Source organism: Streptomyces sp. NPDC008150 (assembly GCF_042956945.1).
In the GTDB taxonomy this organism is placed as follows: Bacteria; Actinomycetota; Actinomycetes; order Streptomycetales; family Streptomycetaceae; genus Streptomyces.
Genome location: NZ_JBIBHJ010000009.1, coordinates 86,632 through 101,994, shown reverse-complemented (window position 1 = coordinate 101,994; position 15,363 = coordinate 86,632). Strand labels below are relative to the sequence as shown.

Genomic DNA, 15,363 nt, shown 5'->3' with positions numbered 1-15,363 from the left:
GAACCGTCCCGATGCGGACGGCGCGTCCGGTGCGCCGCTCGCGGCTCCTGCATTCCAGGCATTCCATGCCTGAACATCCGATCACACAACCCTTTGAGCGTCTTGTGCCGTTATACGCCCAGGGGTGCGGTAAAACGAACGCCCCGGCGGCACGTAGGCGTGCCGCCGGGGCGTTCGGAGTACGTACAGGCAGCGGAGATTAACGCTTGCTGTACTGCGGGGCCTTGCGGGCCTTCTTGAGACCGGCCTTCTTACGCTCGACCGCACGGTCGTCGCGACGGAGGAACCCGGCCTTCTTGAGGGCGCCGCGGTTGTTGTCGACGTCGGCCTCGTTCAGCGCGCGGGCGACACCGAGACGGAGCGCACCGGCCTGACCCGAGACACCGCCACCCGCGATGCGGGCGACGACGTCGTAGCGGTCGTCCAGTTCGAGCACCTTGAAGGGCTCGTTGACTTCCTGCTGGTGCACCTTGTTGGGGAAGTAGTCCTCAAGGGTGCGACCGTTGATCTTCCACTTGCCGGTGCCCGGAACGATCCGGACGCGGGCGATGGCGTTCTTGCGACGGCCCAGGCCGGCAGCCGGCTGGGGGTCGCCGAAGCGGGACGCGAGGGACTCGGAGGTGTACTCGCCCTCGACGGGCACCTCGGTCTCGCTGGTGTAGCTCTCGGTGTCGACGGTCTCGTCGAGCGGCTGCTCGGCAGTGGTCTCGGCCACGATTCTCCTCGAAAAATTCTGTTCGGTCTTGGGGGTGGCCGGAACTACTGCGCGACCTGGGTGATCTCGAACGGCTGCGGCTGCTGCGCGCCGTGCGGGTGCTGGTCACCCTTGTAGACCTTCAGCTTCGAGAGCATCTGACGGCCCAGCGTGTTCTTGGGGAGCATGCCCTTGACGGCCTTCTCGACGGCCTTCTCGGGGTTCTTGTCGAGCAGCTCGTCGTAGCGGACCGAGCGCAGACCGCCCGGGTAGCCGGAGTGGCGGTAGGCCATCTTCTGGGTCCGCTTGTTGCCGGACAGGTGCACCTTGTCGGCGTTGATGATGATGACGAAGTCACCGGTGTCGACGTGCGGGGCGTAGATCGCCTTGTGCTTGCCCCGCAGGAGGGACGCGGCGGTCGACGCCAGACGGCCCAGGACGATGTCCTGGGCATCGATGACGTGCCACTGGCGAGTCACGTCGCCGGGCTTGGGGCTGTACGTACGCACGGTTCGTAGCCTTCGATTCTTCAGTGAATGGGTCCTGACAAGGTCACCGAAGACGATCGACAGCCCAGACCGCACTGCGGTGACGCATACCGCGTGCTGGTCGCTGGTCATCGGCCCGGTGGACCGGTGTAAGGGCCCCTCACGTGAGAATGAGCAAGCCAATACACAACGAACAAGCAGACTACCGGGACGGCCCGGACGGGTCAAAACGCCGGATCACCGGGCACGGTAAACCCTGCCTGCCCTCCAGGGTACGCGAGACGTGCCGGAACCCTGTTCCCGCCGGGGCGCCACCACGCCCCCGGGGCCCTTCCGGGTCCGCCCCGCCCCGTTGTGCCGGGCCACTGTGAGAGCCAGCACACTCAGGGTCGCGCAGTCCCGGGCCGCCCTGCGGGTCTGCGGCTCCAGGTACGGCCAGCTCACCCCGGGCAGCTGCGGCACCAGCGCGAGCCAGAACCACGGCCGCCGGGCGACGGACCCCGCGTACGGCAGTCCCGCGAGCAGCGGCGGCATTACGACCAGGAGGTAGTGGTCGTAGGAGGGGCGCGAGACGAGGAACGCGGAGAGCATCAGGCCCGCCGCCGTCTCGGTGAGCCGCAGCGGTCCGGGCTCCCCGCGCCGCCACCGCAGGCAGGCCGCCCCCACCCCGGCCGCGGCGGCGGCGAGCGCGAGGGACGCCGCGAGGACGGCCGGCACCCCGAGGCGCGGCAGCACGGCGCCGGGGGACGCCTCGTAGAGCCGTACGAAGGAGTCGTCGCCGCGCAACAGGAACGGCAGGGTGCGGGTGACGAAGCCCGCGGGGTCCGGCATGAGCAGGGCCGCCGCGCCGGAGGCCGCCGCCGGGACCAGCAGCATCGCCGCGAGCGCGCCCGGCCGCCGGGCCAGGACGAACAGCAGGGCCATCGGCGCGAGCAGCGGCTTCAGGGCGACGGCCGCCCCGAGCACCGCGCCGGCCGCCACCCAGCGCCCCCGCCCGGCCAGCAGCAGCGCGGCCGGCAGGGCCAGGGCCGCCGTCACGGTCCAGTTGCCCAGCAGCACCAGGTGCCCGAAGGGCGCGAAGCCGGCGCACAGGGCGGCCGGGCCGAGCACCGCGAGCCGGCTGCGGAGCGGCACCCCGTGCAGCCGCAGGGCGCACGCCCACCCGCCGGCGAGGAAGGCGGTCACCGTCACCGGCACCAGGAGGCGCAGCGCGGCGACGGGCAGCAGGGCCTGCGGGGCGGCGGCCAGGACGGCGCTCGGGAGATAGAGGAAGTGGGGGTCGGCGTAGGGGGAACCGCCGGTCAGCCAGGTGCGGGCGGCGCGGACGACGATCGCGTTGTCCATCCCTCCGTCCGAGGTCACCCGCACCGTGTGCGCCGCGCACGCGCCGAGCACGGCCACCAGGACCGCCCACGCGTGCCAGGAGGCCCGCCGCACCAGCCAACCGGAGATGTCGCATTTGCCCTTGTTCACTGCCCCAACGCTAAGGGCGGCGGCCCCTGTTGGAGCGGACCAGCACACCCCGGGCCCCGTCTAAGATGCCGCCCATGAGCTTTGGGCAGGGGGGGCCGGAGTCCCAGTGGGATCCCTGGAAACCGAATTCGCAGCAGCCGTGGACCAGTGACGCGGGCAGCGGGCAGACCCCGGACTGGGCCGCCCTCGCCGAGGCGTCCGAGACGCGGACGAAACGCCGCCGTCTGCTCCTGGTCGGGGGCGGCGCGGTGGCCACCGTGGTGGTCGGCGCCGCCGTCGCGATGGCGGTCGTGTCGGCGAACGGCTCCGGCGAGGCGTCCGACAAGCCGTCCTCGAAGCTGCCGTCGGCCGCGGACATCCCCGGCGCGGGCAGCACCGCGCCGTCGTTCGAGCCGACCAGCGCCCCGCCGCCGCTGGACCCGAAGGAGTTCATCTCCAGCAAGGCCAAGGACACCGCGCCGCTCAGCGCGGACACCCTGTTCCCGGGCACGCAGCTCACGATGACGTCGAACGTCTACCGCAAGGGCCCGACCGCCGACACCGCCCAGTGCGCCACCGCGGCCCAGGCGACCCTGCCGAAGGTGCTCACCGCCAACGGCTGCACCCGGCTGCTGCGCGCCACGTACGTCAAGGACGGCGTCGCGGTGACGGTCGGCGTCGCGGTCTTCGACACGGAGGCGGCGGCACGCAGGGCCAGGCAGCAGGCGGACGCGAAGTCGATCGTGGCGTCCCTGTCGGGCGGCGACGTGAAGAAGTTCTGCGACGCCGCGATCTGCCGCTCGACCACCAACACCCTCGGCCGCTACGACTACTTCACCGTCGCCGGGTTCACCGACGGCAAGGACGTGACGACCAAGGACACCCCGGTCTACACGGCGGGCAACGACCTGGCGGAGTTCATCTTCAAGCAGCTCTACGGCCGCGGCCAGGTCCAGGCGTCCGCGGCGGCGGCCTCGACGGGGGGCTGAGCCCGCCGCGGGGCCCGTGCCCGGCCCCGCAGGCCCGCAGGGCCCCGGCGACGCCCGCGGGGCGCCCACGGCCCCGCCGGGACCGTGTCCCGCGCGCCCCGCACGACCGCGTGCGGGGCGGGCGGCCGTCACCGCACCCGCACCGCCCGCGCCACCCGCTGCCGTTCGGCGAGCAACGCGTCGTCCGGGTACGCCACTTCCTCCAGCGTCAGCCCGTGCGGCCGCACCACGTGCACCGCGCTGTCCCGCACCCCGGCGTCGAGCACCGCGCGCGGCCAGTCGACGCCGCGGTGGCCGTCGCCCACGAAGAGCAGGGCGCCCACCATCGAGCGCACCTGGTTGTGGCAGAACGCGTCGGCGCGCACCTCGATCTCGACCACGCCGTCCGCCGTCCGGCGCACCCCGAAGTCGAGGATCTCCCGGATCGTCGTGGCGCCCTCGCGCTTCTTCGCGTACGCGGCGAAGTCGTGCTCCCCCACCAGCGACTTGGCGGCGGCGTCCATCACGGCGACGTCCAACGGCCAGTCGTGCCACAGGACATGGTGGCGCAGCAGCGGGTCGACCCCGCCGGGCCGGTCGCCGACCCGGTAGACGTACCGGCGCCACAGCGCGGCGAACCGCGCGTCGAAGCCCGGCGCGGCCTCGGCCGCCGACCAGACGCGCACGTCCCGGGGCAGCCGCCCAGCCAGCCGCTTCAGCAGCTTCTCGCGGTGCTCCGCCCACACGGCGGCGGGCAGGTCGACGTGGGCCACCTGGCCCCGGGCGTGGACACCGGCGTCGGTACGGCCGGCGACGGTCAGCGGGTACACCGCCGCCCCCGACCGGGTCACGGTGCGCAGGGCCTCCTCGACCTCCGCCTGCACGGTGCGCTCCCCCGCGGCCTGGCGGGCCCAGCCGTGGAAGGCGGTGCCGTCGTAGGACAGGTCGAACCGCACCCGTACGAGGCCGGGCTGTACTTCGTCACTCACTCGCGCATCCTCTCAGGAACGCGGAAGCGGGCCCGCCCCCAGGGGGCGGACCCGCTCAACGCTCAGGCGGTGCCTCAGGCGTCCTTGGACTCCTCGGCGGGCGCCGCGTCGGCCGGAGCGGCGTCCTCGACCACGGTGTCCGTGGCCTTGGCGTCGTTCTCCTTGACCGAGCGCTTGGTGGCGGCCTCGGCCTCACCGACGGCGTTCTGCGCGACGGTCAGCGCCTCGACCAGCTCGATGACGGCCATGGGCGCGTTGTCGCCACGGCGGTTACCGATCTTGGTGATGCGGGTGTAACCACCGGGGCGGTTCTCGTAGCGCGGGCCGATCTCGGTGAAGAGCGTGTGCACGATGCTCTTGTCCGTGATCACCTGGAGCACCTGACGGCGGTTGTGAAGGTCGCCCTTCTTCGCCTTGGTGACCAGACGCTCCGCGTACGGACGAAGGCGGCGGGCCTTCGCCTCGGTGGTGGTGATGCGGCCGTGCTCGAAGAGCGCCTTCGCGAGGTTCGCGAGGAGCAGCTTCTCGTGCGCGGCGCTGCCGCCCATACGGGCACCCTTGGTGGGCTTCGGCATGGTGTTTCTCCTAGGTGTCTGCCCCGGCCGTACTAGGTACCGGAGTCAGTGTCCGAGCGGGCGGTCACCCGTCGGAGATCCGGAGGCTCTTTCGAGCTCCCGGAGAACCCGCGCCCCGTGAGGGGCGCGGGGAACTGCGCGACCAGCCGAAGCGGCCCCGCAGCCGAGTACGGACCGAGCGGCCCGAGCTCTCAGTACTGCTCGGTCTCGACGAAGCCCGCGTCCGCGTCGTCGTCGGCGCCGAAGGCGTCGGCGGCGGCGGTCGGGTCGAATCCGGGCGGGCTGTCCTTGAGCGCGAGGCCCATGCCGGCCAGCTTCGCCTTGACCTCGTCGATGGACTTCGCACCGAAGTTGCGGATGTCCAGGAGGTCGGCCTCCGAGCGGGCGACGAGCTCACCCACGGAGTGGATGCCCTCGCGCTTGAGGCAGTTGTACGACCGAACGGTGAGCTCCAGCTCCTCGATCGGCAGGGCGAGATCGGCGGCGAGGGCGGCGTCCGTGGGGGACGGGCCCATGTCGATGCCCTCGGCGTCGATGTTGAGCTCGCGGGCCAGACCGAACAGCTCGACCAGGGTCTTGCCGGCCGACGCCATGGCGTCGCGCGGACGCATGGCCTGCTTGGTCTCGACGTCGACGATGAGCTTGTCGAAGTCGGTGCGCTGCTCGACTCGGGTCGCCTCGACCTTGTAGGTGACCTTCAGCACGGGGCTGTAGATGGAGTCGACCGGGATCCGGCCGATCTCCTGGCCGACCTGCTTGTTCTGCACGGCGGAGACGTAGCCGCGACCGCGCTCGACGGTCAGCTCCATCTCCAGCTTGCCCTTGCCGTTGAGCGTGGCGAGGACGAGGTCGGGGTTGTGCACCTCGACACCGGCCGGGGGCGCGATGTCGGCGGCGGTGACCAGACCCGGGCCCTGCTTGCGCAGGTACATCACGACGGGCTCGTCGTGCTCCGAGGAGACGACGAGCTGCTTGATGTTGAGGATCAGGTCGGTGACGTCCTCCTTGACGCCCGGCACGGTGGTGAACTCGTGCAGGACGCCGTCGATGCGGATGCTGGTGACAGCGGCACCGGGGATCGACGACAGGAGGGTGCGGCGGAGGGAGTTGCCGAGGGTGTAACCGAAGCCCGGCTCCAGCGGCTCGATCACGAACCGGGAGCGGAATTCGTCGACGACCTCTTCGGTCAACGAGGGACGCTGAGCGATCAGCATGCTGTGATCAGTTCCTTCACTCGTGGACGCCCGCTATTTGACGCCCGACGGGACCGCGCGAAAAGCAGCGCGGGTACTGCAAGGGTACGGGCGGCACGACCCGAAGGAGCCGTACCGCCCGGAACCACTGACCGCGCAGGCGGCCGACGCGTCAGACGCGGCGGCGCTTGGGCGGACGGCAGCCGTTGTGCGGGGTGGGGGTGACGTCCTGGATCGAACCGACCTCCAGGCCGGTGGCCTGGAGCGAGCGGATCGCGGTCTCACGGCCGGAGCCGGGACCCTTGACGAACACGTCCACCTTGCGCATGCCGTGCTCCTGCGCGCGGCGGGCGGCCGACTCGGCGGCCATCTGCGCGGCGAAGGGGGTGGACTTGCGCGAGCCCTTGAAGCCGACGTGGCCGGCGGAGGCCCAGGAGATCACGTTGCCCGAGGGGTCCGTGATCGAGACGATCGTGTTGTTGAACGTGCTCTTGATGTGCGCGTGGCCGTGAGCGACGTTCTTCTTTTCCTTGCGGCGCACCTTCTTGGCAGCGCCCTGACGACCCTTGGGGGGCATGTCAAATCTCCTACAGGGAGGTGGTCGGTCCTACAGCGAAGACCGCTGATGAAGCGTTGTCCGCTGAGGACTACTTCTTGCCCGGCTTCTTCTTGCCGGCGATGGCGCGACGCGGGCCCTTGCGGGTGCGGGCGTTCGTGCTGGTGCGCTGACCGCGGACGGGCAGGCCACGACGGTGGCGCAGACCCTGGTAGCAGCCGATCTCGACCTTGCGGCGGATGTCGGCCTGCACCTCGCGACGGAGGTCACCCTCGGTCTTGAAGTGCGCGTCGACGTACTCGCGGATCGCGACGAGCTGCTCTTCCGAGAGGTCGCGGACGCGGGTGTTGGGGTCCACGCCGGTCTCGGCCAGCGTCAGCTGCGCCAGCGTACGGCCGATGCCGAACACGTAGGTGAGGGCGACCTCCACGCGCTTTTCGCGCGGGATGTCAACACCGGAAACGCGTGCCATTCAATGGCTCCAGTTGATTTTCGGAGGTCTTCCACAGGACCGGATCCCGACCGCCGTACCAGGTACGAATCGGGTCCCCGGCCTCCGAACCGGGGGTGTCGGGCCGCGTCGGGCCCGGGTCCTGCGTATGAACATGTTTGCTCGCGTCGCGCGAAGTTCTGCGTGATGCAGAGGGGTGGTCGTGCGTCAGCCCTGGCGCTGCTTGTGGCGCGGGTTCTCGCAGATGACCATGACCCGACCGTGACGGCGGATCACCCTGCACTTGTCGCAGATCTTCTTGACGCTCGGCTTGACCTTCATGGGGTGAGGTTCTCCGGGTCAGTGCCACCGCCCCGCCGAAGCGGAACGAGGACAAGATCTACTTGTAGCGGTAGACGATCCGGCCACGCGTCAGGTCGTACGGAGACAGCTCCACCACGACCCGGTCGTCAGGGAGGATGCGGATGTAGTGCATACGCATCTTGCCGCTGATGTGTGCCAGGACCTGGTGGCCGTTCTGGAGCTCAACCTTGAACATGGCGTTCGGAAGAGACTCGACGACAGTGCCCTCGATCTCGATGGCACCTTGCTTCTTGGCCACGCTTCGCCCTTCGAATCGACTACCTTGATCGGTCCCGAACGAGCGCATGCGGACATGCGGGTGCACGAGAGCCGACGAGTCAGTCTACGTCAGTACACCCGGAAAGACGAATCCGTGAAGTCTGCCCCGCCACGGAGATCCCTATGCCGGGCAACGCGCGCAATCGGGCGGGGGAATTGCCCGTGCCGGGGCCGGCGGTCAGGCGAGGGGGTCCGGAGCGGCGGTGACGCCCAGCTCCGCCAGCTTGGCCCGGCCGCCGTCGGGCGCGGTCAGCACCAGCGGCCCGTTCTCGGTCAGCGCGACGGAGTGCTCCCAGTGGGAGGACCAGGTGCCGTCGGTGGTGATGACGGTCCAGTCGTCGGAGAGGACCTCGGTGCGCGGGGTGCCCAGGGACACCATCGGCTCGATGGCCAGGCAGAAGCCGGGGACCAGCTTGGGGCCCTTGCCGCGGCGCTTCTCGACGTAGTTCAGCAGGTGCGGGTCCATGTGCATCTCGGTGCCGATGCCGTGGCCGCCGTAGTCCTCGACGATGCCGTACTTGCCGCCGCCCGGCTTGGGCTGGCGGCGGATGTACGTCTCGATCGCGCGGGAGACGTCGACGAGGCGGTTGCCGAGCTTCATGGCCGCGATGCCGGCCCACATCGACTCCTCGGTCACCCGGGACAGCTCGATCAGCTCGGTCGCGTGACCGGAGCCGACGAACGCGGTGTACGCGGCGTCGCCGTGCCAGCCGTCGACGATCGCGCCGCAGTCGATGGAGATGATGTCGCCGTCCTTGAGGACGACGTCGTCGGACGGGATGCCGTGCACGACGACCTCGTTGACCGACGTGCAGATGGTCGCCGGGAAACCGCCGTAACCGAGGAAGTTGGGCTTCGCGTCGTGCTCCGCGAGCACCTTGCGGGCGACCTCGTCCAGATCCTTCGTGGTGGCGCCCGGTACGGCCGCCTCCCGCGTCGCCGCGTGGATGGCGGCCACGACCAGCCCCGCCTCACGCATCTTGGCGATCTGCTCGGGGTTCTTGATCTGCACCATGACGGCTGCGGCCTTTCTGGACCGGGAAACGGCGGACACCCCCACGATACGGTGCCGCCCCCGCGGTCCCTCCCGGGCTGCGGGGGCGACCGCGGTACCGCGCGTACCGGGCCCGCACGCACGTCGGCCGCGGCACCCCGAGGGTCCCGCGGCCGGCACGTGCAGTCGTGCGGCTCTGCTACTGCCTGCTGCTGCTTGCTACTTGTCGCTCTTGAGCGCGTCCAGCGCGCGCCCGGTGACCTCGTCCACCGGACCGAGCGCGGAGATCGTGACGACCAGGCCCTGGGCCTTGTAGTAGTCGATGATCGGCTCGGTCTGCGTGTGGTAGACCTCCAGGCGCTTGCGGACGGTCTCCTCGGAGTCGTCGTCGCGCTGGTACAGCTCGCCGCCGCAGACGTCGCAGACGCCTTCCTGCTTCGGCGGGCTGTAGGTCACGTGGAAGACGTGGGCCGACTCGTTGCGGCACACGCGGCGCCCCGCGATGCGCTTGACGACCTCGTCCTCGGGGACCTCCAGGTCGAGCACGGCGTCCAGCGCCATGTCCTCCTGGGTCAGCAGCTCGTCCAGCGCCTCGGCCTGCGAGACGTTGCGCGGGAAGCCGTCGAGCAGGAAGCCGTTCTCGGCGTCCGCCTGCTCCATGCGGTCCTTGGCCATCGCGATGGTGACCTCGTCCGGAACCAGATTGCCGACGTCCATGTAGGACTTCGCCAGCTTGCCGAGCTCCGTCTGCCGGCCGATGTTGGCACGGAACAGGTCCCCGGTGGAGATGTGGGGGACTTCCAGCGTCGCGGCGAGGCGCGTTGCCTGTGTTCCCTTACCGGCACCCGGCGGCCCGACGAGGACGATACGCATCAGCGGAGGAACCCTTCGTAATTGCGCTGCTGGAGCTGGCTCTCGATCTGCTTCACCGTCTCCAGGCCGACACCCACGATGATCAGGATGCTCGTCCCGCCGAAGGGGAAGTTCTGGCTTGCCCCGAAGCCAACCAACGCCATTGTCGGGACGAGAGCGATCAGACCCAGGTACAGCGATCCCGGCCAGGTGATCCTGTTGAGCACGTACGACAGGTACTCAGCGGTCGGCCGGCCGGCCCGGATGCCCGGGATGAAGCCACCATACTTCTTCATGTTGTCGGCGACTTCTTCGGGGTTGAAGGAGATCGCGACGTAGAAGAAGGCGAAGAACACGATCAGCAGGAAGTACAAAGTGATGTAGATCGGGTGATCGCCCTTGGTCAGGTTCGTCTCGATCCAGGTCTTCCACCCGGAGGTCCCGCCCGAGAACTGGGCGACCAGCGCCGGGATGTAGAGGAGCGACGAGGCGAAGATGACCGGGATCACACCGGCCTGGTTGACCTTCAGCGGGATGTACGTGGACGTACCGCCGTAGGACCGGCGCCCGATCATGCGCTTCGCGTACTGCACGGGGATGCGCCGCTGCGCCTGTTCCACGAAGACGACCAGCGCCACCATGACGAGGCCCACGAAGATCACGGTGCCGAACTCGATCCAGCCGCCGGCCAGCGTGCCCTGGGTCTTGATGGCCCACAGCGCCGAGGGGAACGTCGCGGCGATCGAGATGAACATGAGGATCGACATGCCGTTGCCGATGCCGCGGTCGGTGATGAGCTCACCGAGCCACATCACGACGGTGGTGCCGGCGGTCATGCAGATGACCATGGTGATCGTGGTGAAGATCGAGCTGTCCGGGACGATGTCGCCCGCGACGGTGCAGCCCGAGAAGAGGGCGCCGCTGCGGGCGGTGGCCACGAGGCCGGTGCCCTGGAGGATGGCGAGCGCCAGCGTCAGATAACGCGTGTACTGCGTGATCTTCGCGGTGCCGGCCTGTCCCTCCTTCTTGAGGGCTTCCAGACGCGGGATCACGACCGTCAGAAGCTGCAGGATGATGCTCGCGGTGATGTACGGCATGATGCCGAGCGCGAAGATCGTGATCTGCAGCAGCGCGCCGCCGCTGAACATGTTGACCAGACCGAACAGGCCCTGGTTGCCGGACGCCTGGTCCACACAGGACTGGACGTTCTTGTAGTCCACGCCCGGGATCGGGATGTGGGTACCCACTCGGTACACCACGATGATGGCGAGCGTGAAGAGGAGCTTCTTGCGCAGGTCGGGCGTCCTGAACGCCCGGGCGAACGCGGTGAGCACGGTGCCTCCTGCGACCCCCGCGCCAGCGCGCCAGAGGTGACGGTCTTGAGGTTCCAACAGAGCAACGACATGTGTAACGGACAACTCCCGTTCAGGGTGCCCGTTGACGAGGAACTCGGCGGGAAGTTGACAGCGACGGCCACCTTACCGGCGAGACCACTCCCCTAGGAACGACCAACCGGGGATACCCCATTTGTGGGGTATCCCCGGTCGGGATCGTTCAGGTCATCGAGACGTCCGGGAAAGTCAGACGAGCTCGGTGACAGTGCCGCCGGCGGCGGTGATCTTCTCCTTGGCGGAGCCGGAGACGGCGTCGACCGTCACCTGCAGCGCCACGGTGATCTCGCCCGCGCCGAGCACCTTGACGAGACTGTTCTTGCGAACGGCACCCTTGGCGACGAGTCCCTCGACGGTGACCTCGCCACCCTCCGGGTACAGCGCCGCCAGCTTGTCGAGGTTCACGACCTGGAACTCGATCTTGAACGGGTTCTTGAAGCCCTTGAGCTTCGGGAGACGCATGTGGAGGGGCATCTGGCCACCCTCGAAGCGCTCCGGAACCTGGTAACGGGCCTTCGTGCCCTTGGTACCACGGCCTGCCGTCTTACCCTTCGACGCCTCACCACGACCCACACGGGTCTTGGCGGTCTTGGCGCCCGGGGCGGGACGGAGGTTGTGGATCCTGAGCGGGTTCTGCTCCGCCATGATCAGTCGACCTCCTCGACCGTCACGAGGTGGCGGACGGTGTGCACCATGCCGCGGAACTCGGGACGATCCTCCTTGACGACCTGCGTGTTGATCCCCTTGAGACCAAGGGAGCGCAGGGTGTCACGGTGGTTCTGCTTGCTGCCGATGTACGACTTCGTCTGCGTGACCTTGAGGCGAGCCATTACGCACCCGCCCCGGCACGCGCACGAAGCAGAGCCGCGGGGGCGACGTCCTCGAGGGGCAGACCGCGGCGGGCCGCGATCTCCTCGGGACGCTGCAGGCCCTTGAGGGCCGCCACGGTCGCGTGCACGATGTTGATCGCGTTGTCGGAGCCGAGCGACTTCGACAGCACGTCGTGGATACCGGCGCACTCCAGGACGGCACGCACGGGACCACCGGCGATAACACCGGTACCCGGCGACGCCGGCTTCAGGAGAACGACGCCGGCAGCCTTCTCACCCTGGATGGGGTGAGGGATGGTGCCCTGGATGCGGGGGACCTTGAAGAAGTGCTTCTTGGCCTCTTCAACACCCTTGGCGATCGCGGCCGGCACCTCCTTGGCCTTGCCGTAACCGACACCGACGGTGCCGTCACCATCGCCCACCACGACCAGCGCGGTGAAGCTGAAGCGACGACCACCCTTCACAACCTTGGCGACGCGGTTGATCGCGACAACGCGCTCAACGTACGCGGTCTTCTCGGCGGCAGCTGCGCCGCCGTCACGGCCCTTCCGGTCCCGCCGCTCGCCGCCACCGGCACCGCCACCGCGGCGCTGGGGTCCAGCCATTGGAATTACCTCTCTCTTTTTCCGCTAGCTACGGAACCGACTCAGAACTTGAGTCCGGCTTCGCGGGCGGCGTCCGCCAGGGCGGCGATGCGCCCGGCGTACTGGTTGCCACCACGGTCGAACACGACGGCCTCGACACCGGCGGCCTTGGCACGCTCGGCGACAAGGGCCCCGACCCGCTGCGCCTGCGAGGACTTGTCGCCCTCGCCGCCGCGGATCGAAGTGTCCAGGGTGGACGCGGATGCCACGGTGTGGCCCTTCAGGTCGTCGATCACCTGCGCCACGATGTGGCGGTTGGAGCGGGTCACGACGAGACGGGGGCGCTCCGCGGTACCGGAGACCCTCTTGCGGATCCGGATGTGGCGGCGCTTGATCGCGGCACGCTTGTAGGCGTCGCCCTTGAGGATCTTCTGCCCGTATGCCATGGGTTACTTACCCGCCTTTCCGACCTTGCGGCGGATGACTTCGCCCTCGTACTTGACGCCCTTGGCCTTGTACGGGTCAGGCTTGCGCAGCTTGCGGATGTTCGCCGCGACCTCGCCCACCTTCTGCTTGTCGATTCCCTCGACCTGGAAGTGCGTCGGGTTCTCGACCTTGAAGGTGATGCCCTCAGGAGCCTCGACCGTGATCGAGTGGCTGTAGCCGAGCGCGAACTCGAGGTTCGAGCCCTTCGCAGCAACGCGGTAACCGACACCGCTGATTTCGAGCTTCTTCACGTAACCCTGGGTCACGCCGGTGATCATGTTCGCCACCAGCGTGCGCGAGAGGCCGTGCAGGGCCTTGCTCTGACGCTCGTCGTTGGGGCGAGTCACCGAGAGGGTGCCGTCCTCGCCCTTGGCGATGTCGATCGGCGCTACGACGGTGTGGGTCAGCGTGCCCTTGGGGCCCTTGACCGAGACCGTACGGCCGTCGATGGTGACGTCCACGCCGGCGGGAACCGCGATGGGGAGCTTGCCGATGCGCGACATAGCTGTTTCCTCCGTTCCCTTCCGCTACCAGACGTAGGCGAGGACTTCCCCACCCACGCCCTTCTTGCCGGCCTGCTTGTCGGTGAGGAGCCCGTGCGACGTGGAGATGATCGCCACGCCCAGGCCGCCGAGCACCTTCGGCAAGCTGGTGGACTTCGCATACACCCGGAGACCGGGCTTGGAGATGCGCTTGATGCCAGCGATGGAGCGCTCACGGTTGGGGCCGAACTTCAGCTCCAGGACGAGGTTCTTGCCGACTTCGGCGTCCTCGACCTTCCAGCCCGTGATGAAGCCCTCCTGCTGGAGGATCTCTGCGATGTGAGACTTGATCTTCGAGTGCGGCATTCCCACGGTGTCGTGGTACGCCGAGTTCGCGTTCCGCAGACGCGTCAGCATGTCTGCGATCGGATCAGTCATGGTCATGAATTGGCCTTCGGCCTCTCTCGCCGGGGTTTCCTGGTGCGCCATCCCTCTCCCCGATCCGAGACGGGACGGGTGCGGCGCGGTGGACCTACGGCGTAGTAAGCGTTCGTTAGCGGGCCTGAGGGCCCGCACGCGTTCGGGCGCGGCAGGCGCCCAACCCCGCAAGCCTACGGCATGCGGAGCGGGCTTCCTGCCGAACCGGTTGCTTACCGAGAGCCTGGGAGTCCCTGAACTACAGGACTACCAGGAGCTCTTGGTCACGCCCGGCAGCTCGCCGCGGTGAGCCATCTCACGAAGGCACACGCGGCACAGGCCGAACTTGCGGTAGACGGAGTGCGGACGACCGCAGCGCTGGCAGCGGGTGTACGCACGCACGCCGAACTTGGGCTTGCGAGCAGCCTTCGCGATGAGAGCCTTCTTCGCCATCTCGCTCACGCCTCCTTGAACGGGAAGCCGAGGTGACGAAGGAGCGCGCGGCCCTCAGCGTCGTTGGTCGCCGTGGTGACCACGGTGATGTCCATACCCCGGACGCGGTCGATCTTGTCCTGGTCGATCTCGTGGAACATGACCTGCTCCGTGAGACCGAAGGTGTAGTTGCCACGGCCGTCGAACTGCTTGGGGGACAGGCCGCGGAAGTCGCGGATGCGCGGGAGCGCCAGCGACAGGGTGCGGTCCAGGAACTCCCACATGCGGTCGCCACGAAGCGTGACGTGGGCACCGATCGGCTGGCCCTCACGCAGCTTGAACTGCGCGATGGACTTACGGGCCTTGGTGACGGCCGGCTTCTGACCGGTGATCGTGGTGAGGTCGCGGATGGCGCCCTCGATCAGCTTGGAGTCGCGGGCGGCGTCGCCCACACCCATGTTGACCACGATCTTGACGAGGCCGGGAACCTGCATGACGTTCGCGTACTTGAACTCGTCACGCAGCTTGCCCGCGATCTCCTCGCGGTACTTCGTCTTCAGACGCGGAGTGGTGGTGGTAGCCATCAGATGTCCTCACCCGTCCGCTTGGCAACGCGGATCTTGTTGCCCTCTTCGTCGAAGCGGTAACCGACGCGCGTGACGACCTTGTTGCCGTCCTTCTCCACGACCAGCTGGACGTTGGAGACGTGGACCGGAGCCTCGGTCGTCACGATGCCGCCGGCCTGCGAACCACCCGCGGTCGGACCGGCCTTCGTGTGCTTCTTGACCCGGTTGACACCCTCGACCAGGACGCGGTCCTCGCGGGGGAAGGCCGCGATGACCTTGCCCTGCTTGCCCTTGTCCTTACCGGTGATGACCTGGACCAGGTCGCCCTTCTTGATCTTCATG

The 15,363-nt window shown here is 68.6% G+C and carries 23 protein-coding genes; 1 reads left to right on the top strand and 22 read right to left on the bottom strand.

Going from position 1 to position 15,363, the window contains the following annotated elements; genetic code table 11:
* Positions 1 to 199 precede the first annotated feature (199 nt).
* The 3 genes from rpsI to ACFZA0_RS22500 all read right to left on the bottom strand — a co-directional run bounded on the left by rpsI (position 200) and on the right by ACFZA0_RS22500 (position 2,655).
* Entirely contained in the window at positions 200 to 715 is a 516-nt protein-coding gene (gene rpsI, locus ACFZA0_RS22510; protein ID WP_391019755.1) for a 30S ribosomal protein S9, read from the bottom strand.
* A gap of 44 nt (positions 716 to 759) precedes the next feature.
* Positions 760 to 1,203 carry a 50S ribosomal protein L13 gene (gene rplM, locus ACFZA0_RS22505; protein WP_391019753.1) on the bottom strand — a complete coding sequence of 148 codons (444 nt, stop codon included), beginning with the start codon at positions 1,201 to 1,203 and terminating at the stop codon, positions 760 to 762.
* 216 nt (positions 1,204 to 1,419) lie between these two features.
* Complete coding sequence (locus tag ACFZA0_RS22500; protein ID WP_391019750.1) at positions 1,420 to 2,655, bottom strand: glycosyltransferase 87 family protein; 1,236 nt, start codon at positions 2,653 to 2,655, stop codon at positions 1,420 to 1,422.
* Between the two features lie 74 nt (positions 2,656 to 2,729).
* On the opposite strand from ACFZA0_RS22500, the gene ACFZA0_RS22495 reads away from it, so the two are divergent.
* Positions 2,730 to 3,623, top strand: coding sequence for a hypothetical protein (locus ACFZA0_RS22495; RefSeq protein ID WP_391019747.1), 894 nt, complete (start codon positions 2,730 to 2,732; stop codon positions 3,621 to 3,623).
* A 128-nt stretch (positions 3,624 to 3,751) separates the two neighbouring features.
* Here ACFZA0_RS22495 and truA read toward each other — a convergent pair whose 3' ends face one another.
* The 19 genes from truA to rplX form a co-directional block, all read right to left on the bottom strand.
* Positions 3,752 to 4,591 carry a tRNA pseudouridine(38-40) synthase TruA gene (truA, locus tag ACFZA0_RS22490; RefSeq protein ID WP_391019744.1) on the bottom strand — a complete coding sequence of 280 codons (840 nt, stop codon included), beginning with the start codon at positions 4,589 to 4,591 and terminating at the stop codon, positions 3,752 to 3,754.
* 74 nt (positions 4,592 to 4,665) lie between these two features.
* Complete coding sequence (gene rplQ / locus ACFZA0_RS22485; protein WP_391019741.1) at positions 4,666 to 5,166, bottom strand: 50S ribosomal protein L17; 501 nt, start codon at positions 5,164 to 5,166, stop codon at positions 4,666 to 4,668.
* A 191-nt stretch (positions 5,167 to 5,357) separates the two neighbouring features.
* Positions 5,358 to 6,380, bottom strand: a complete 1,023-nt coding sequence (locus ACFZA0_RS22480; protein WP_003966937.1) for a DNA-directed RNA polymerase subunit alpha — start codon at positions 6,378 to 6,380, stop codon at positions 5,358 to 5,360.
* A gap of 151 nt (positions 6,381 to 6,531) precedes the next feature.
* Entirely contained in the window at positions 6,532 to 6,936 is a 405-nt protein-coding gene (rpsK, locus tag ACFZA0_RS22475) for a 30S ribosomal protein S11 (protein ID WP_003956432.1), read from the bottom strand.
* A 70-nt stretch (positions 6,937 to 7,006) separates the two neighbouring features.
* Positions 7,007 to 7,387 (bottom strand): 30S ribosomal protein S13, encoded by a 381-nt coding sequence (gene rpsM / locus ACFZA0_RS22470; RefSeq protein WP_391019739.1) that lies wholly within the window; start codon positions 7,385 to 7,387, stop codon positions 7,007 to 7,009.
* Positions 7,388 to 7,573: 186 nt separating this feature from the next.
* A complete protein-coding gene (gene rpmJ, locus ACFZA0_RS22465; protein ID WP_003998809.1) occupies positions 7,574 to 7,687 on the bottom strand; it encodes a 50S ribosomal protein L36 in 114 nt (37 codons plus the stop codon).
* 58 nt (positions 7,688 to 7,745) lie between these two features.
* Positions 7,746 to 7,967, bottom strand: coding sequence for a translation initiation factor IF-1 (infA, locus tag ACFZA0_RS22460; protein ID WP_003948620.1), 222 nt, complete (start codon positions 7,965 to 7,967; stop codon positions 7,746 to 7,748).
* Positions 7,968 to 8,165: 198 nt separating this feature from the next.
* Positions 8,166 to 9,002, bottom strand: coding sequence for a type I methionyl aminopeptidase (gene map, locus ACFZA0_RS22455; RefSeq protein WP_391019736.1), 837 nt, complete (start codon positions 9,000 to 9,002; stop codon positions 8,166 to 8,168).
* 198 nt (positions 9,003 to 9,200) lie between these two features.
* Positions 9,201 to 9,854: an adenylate kinase gene (locus ACFZA0_RS22450; RefSeq protein WP_391019733.1), complete on the bottom strand. Its 654-nt coding sequence runs from the start codon at positions 9,852 to 9,854 to the stop codon at positions 9,201 to 9,203.
* On the bottom strand, positions 9,854 to 11,167 hold the full coding sequence (gene secY / locus ACFZA0_RS22445; protein WP_391019730.1) for a preprotein translocase subunit SecY: 1,314 nt from the start codon (positions 11,165 to 11,167) through the stop codon (positions 9,854 to 9,856). Before secY ends, ACFZA0_RS22450 begins: the two co-directional genes overlap by 1 nt.
* 246 nt (positions 11,168 to 11,413) lie before the next feature.
* On the bottom strand, positions 11,414 to 11,869 hold the full coding sequence (gene rplO, locus ACFZA0_RS22440) for a 50S ribosomal protein L15 (RefSeq protein ID WP_391019727.1): 456 nt from the start codon (positions 11,867 to 11,869) through the stop codon (positions 11,414 to 11,416).
* A gap of 2 nt (positions 11,870 to 11,871) precedes the next feature.
* Positions 11,872 to 12,054 (bottom strand): 50S ribosomal protein L30, encoded by a 183-nt coding sequence (gene rpmD / locus ACFZA0_RS22435; RefSeq protein WP_055553514.1) that lies wholly within the window; start codon positions 12,052 to 12,054, stop codon positions 11,872 to 11,874.
* Complete coding sequence (gene rpsE / locus ACFZA0_RS22430) at positions 12,054 to 12,659, bottom strand: 30S ribosomal protein S5 (RefSeq protein WP_003992370.1); 606 nt, start codon at positions 12,657 to 12,659, stop codon at positions 12,054 to 12,056. Before rpsE ends, rpmD begins: the two co-directional genes overlap by 1 nt.
* Before the next feature lie 41 nt (positions 12,660 to 12,700).
* The gene (gene rplR / locus ACFZA0_RS22425; protein WP_391019722.1) at positions 12,701 to 13,084 is read right to left on the bottom strand and encodes a 50S ribosomal protein L18; all 384 of its coding nucleotides are present in this window, start codon (positions 13,082 to 13,084) and stop codon (positions 12,701 to 12,703) included.
* Positions 13,085 to 13,087: 3 nt separating this feature from the next.
* On the bottom strand, positions 13,088 to 13,627 hold the full coding sequence (rplF, locus tag ACFZA0_RS22420; RefSeq protein ID WP_391019719.1) for a 50S ribosomal protein L6: 540 nt from the start codon (positions 13,625 to 13,627) through the stop codon (positions 13,088 to 13,090).
* A gap of 24 nt (positions 13,628 to 13,651) precedes the next feature.
* A complete protein-coding gene (gene rpsH / locus ACFZA0_RS22415; protein WP_190037509.1) occupies positions 13,652 to 14,050 on the bottom strand; it encodes a 30S ribosomal protein S8 in 399 nt (132 codons plus the stop codon).
* 240 nt (positions 14,051 to 14,290) lie between these two features.
* Positions 14,291 to 14,476 (bottom strand): type Z 30S ribosomal protein S14, encoded by a 186-nt coding sequence (locus tag ACFZA0_RS22410; protein ID WP_003956452.1) that lies wholly within the window; start codon positions 14,474 to 14,476, stop codon positions 14,291 to 14,293.
* A 5-nt stretch (positions 14,477 to 14,481) separates the two neighbouring features.
* Entirely contained in the window at positions 14,482 to 15,039 is a 558-nt protein-coding gene (gene rplE, locus ACFZA0_RS22405; RefSeq protein ID WP_391019715.1) for a 50S ribosomal protein L5, read from the bottom strand.
* Positions 15,039 to 15,362, bottom strand: coding sequence for a 50S ribosomal protein L24 (rplX, locus tag ACFZA0_RS22400; protein ID WP_391019712.1), 324 nt, complete (start codon positions 15,360 to 15,362; stop codon positions 15,039 to 15,041). Before rplX ends, rplE begins: the two co-directional genes overlap by 1 nt.
* Position 15,363 lies beyond the last annotated feature (1 nt).

What these genes read in the sequence shown, in the direction of transcription:
- ACFZA0_RS22495 (WP_391019747.1), top strand. Translation starts at nt 2,730, where the DNA reads ATGAGCTTTGGGCAGGGGGGGCCGGAGTCCCAGTGGGATCCCTGGAAA.
- rplQ (WP_391019741.1), bottom strand. Translation starts at nt 5,166, where the DNA reads ATGCCGAAGCCCACCAAGGGTGCCCGTATGGGCGGCAGCGCCGCGCAC.
- ACFZA0_RS22480 (WP_003966937.1), bottom strand. Translation starts at nt 6,380, where the DNA reads ATGCTGATCGCTCAGCGTCCCTCGTTGACCGAAGAGGTCGTCGACGAA.
- rpsK (WP_003956432.1), bottom strand. Translation starts at nt 6,936, where the DNA reads ATGCCCCCCAAGGGTCGTCAGGGCGCTGCCAAGAAGGTGCGCCGCAAG.
- rpsM (WP_391019739.1), bottom strand. Translation starts at nt 7,387, where the DNA reads ATGGCACGCGTTTCCGGTGTTGACATCCCGCGCGAAAAGCGCGTGGAG.
- rpmJ (WP_003998809.1), bottom strand. Translation starts at nt 7,687, where the DNA reads ATGAAGGTCAAGCCGAGCGTCAAGAAGATCTGCGACAAGTGCAGGGTG.
- map (WP_391019736.1), bottom strand. Translation starts at nt 9,002, where the DNA reads ATGGTGCAGATCAAGAACCCCGAGCAGATCGCCAAGATGCGTGAGGCG.
- ACFZA0_RS22450 (WP_391019733.1), bottom strand. Translation starts at nt 9,854, where the DNA reads ATGCGTATCGTCCTCGTCGGGCCGCCGGGTGCCGGTAAGGGAACACAG.
- rplO (WP_391019727.1), bottom strand. Translation starts at nt 11,869, where the DNA reads ATGGCGGAGCAGAACCCGCTCAGGATCCACAACCTCCGTCCCGCCCCG.
- rpmD (WP_055553514.1), bottom strand. Translation starts at nt 12,054, where the DNA reads ATGGCTCGCCTCAAGGTCACGCAGACGAAGTCGTACATCGGCAGCAAG.
- rpsE (WP_003992370.1), bottom strand. Translation starts at nt 12,659, where the DNA reads ATGGCTGGACCCCAGCGCCGCGGTGGCGGTGCCGGTGGCGGCGAGCGG.
- rplR (WP_391019722.1), bottom strand. Translation starts at nt 13,084, where the DNA reads ATGGCATACGGGCAGAAGATCCTCAAGGGCGACGCCTACAAGCGTGCC.
- rplF (WP_391019719.1), bottom strand. Translation starts at nt 13,627, where the DNA reads ATGTCGCGCATCGGCAAGCTCCCCATCGCGGTTCCCGCCGGCGTGGAC.
- rpsH (WP_190037509.1), bottom strand. Translation starts at nt 14,050, where the DNA reads ATGACCATGACTGATCCGATCGCAGACATGCTGACGCGTCTGCGGAAC.
- ACFZA0_RS22410 (WP_003956452.1), bottom strand. Translation starts at nt 14,476, where the DNA reads ATGGCGAAGAAGGCTCTCATCGCGAAGGCTGCTCGCAAGCCCAAGTTC.
- rplE (WP_391019715.1), bottom strand. Translation starts at nt 15,039, where the DNA reads ATGGCTACCACCACCACTCCGCGTCTGAAGACGAAGTACCGCGAGGAG.
- rplX (WP_391019712.1), bottom strand. Translation starts at nt 15,362, where the DNA reads ATGAAGATCAAGAAGGGCGACCTGGTCCAGGTCATCACCGGTAAGGAC.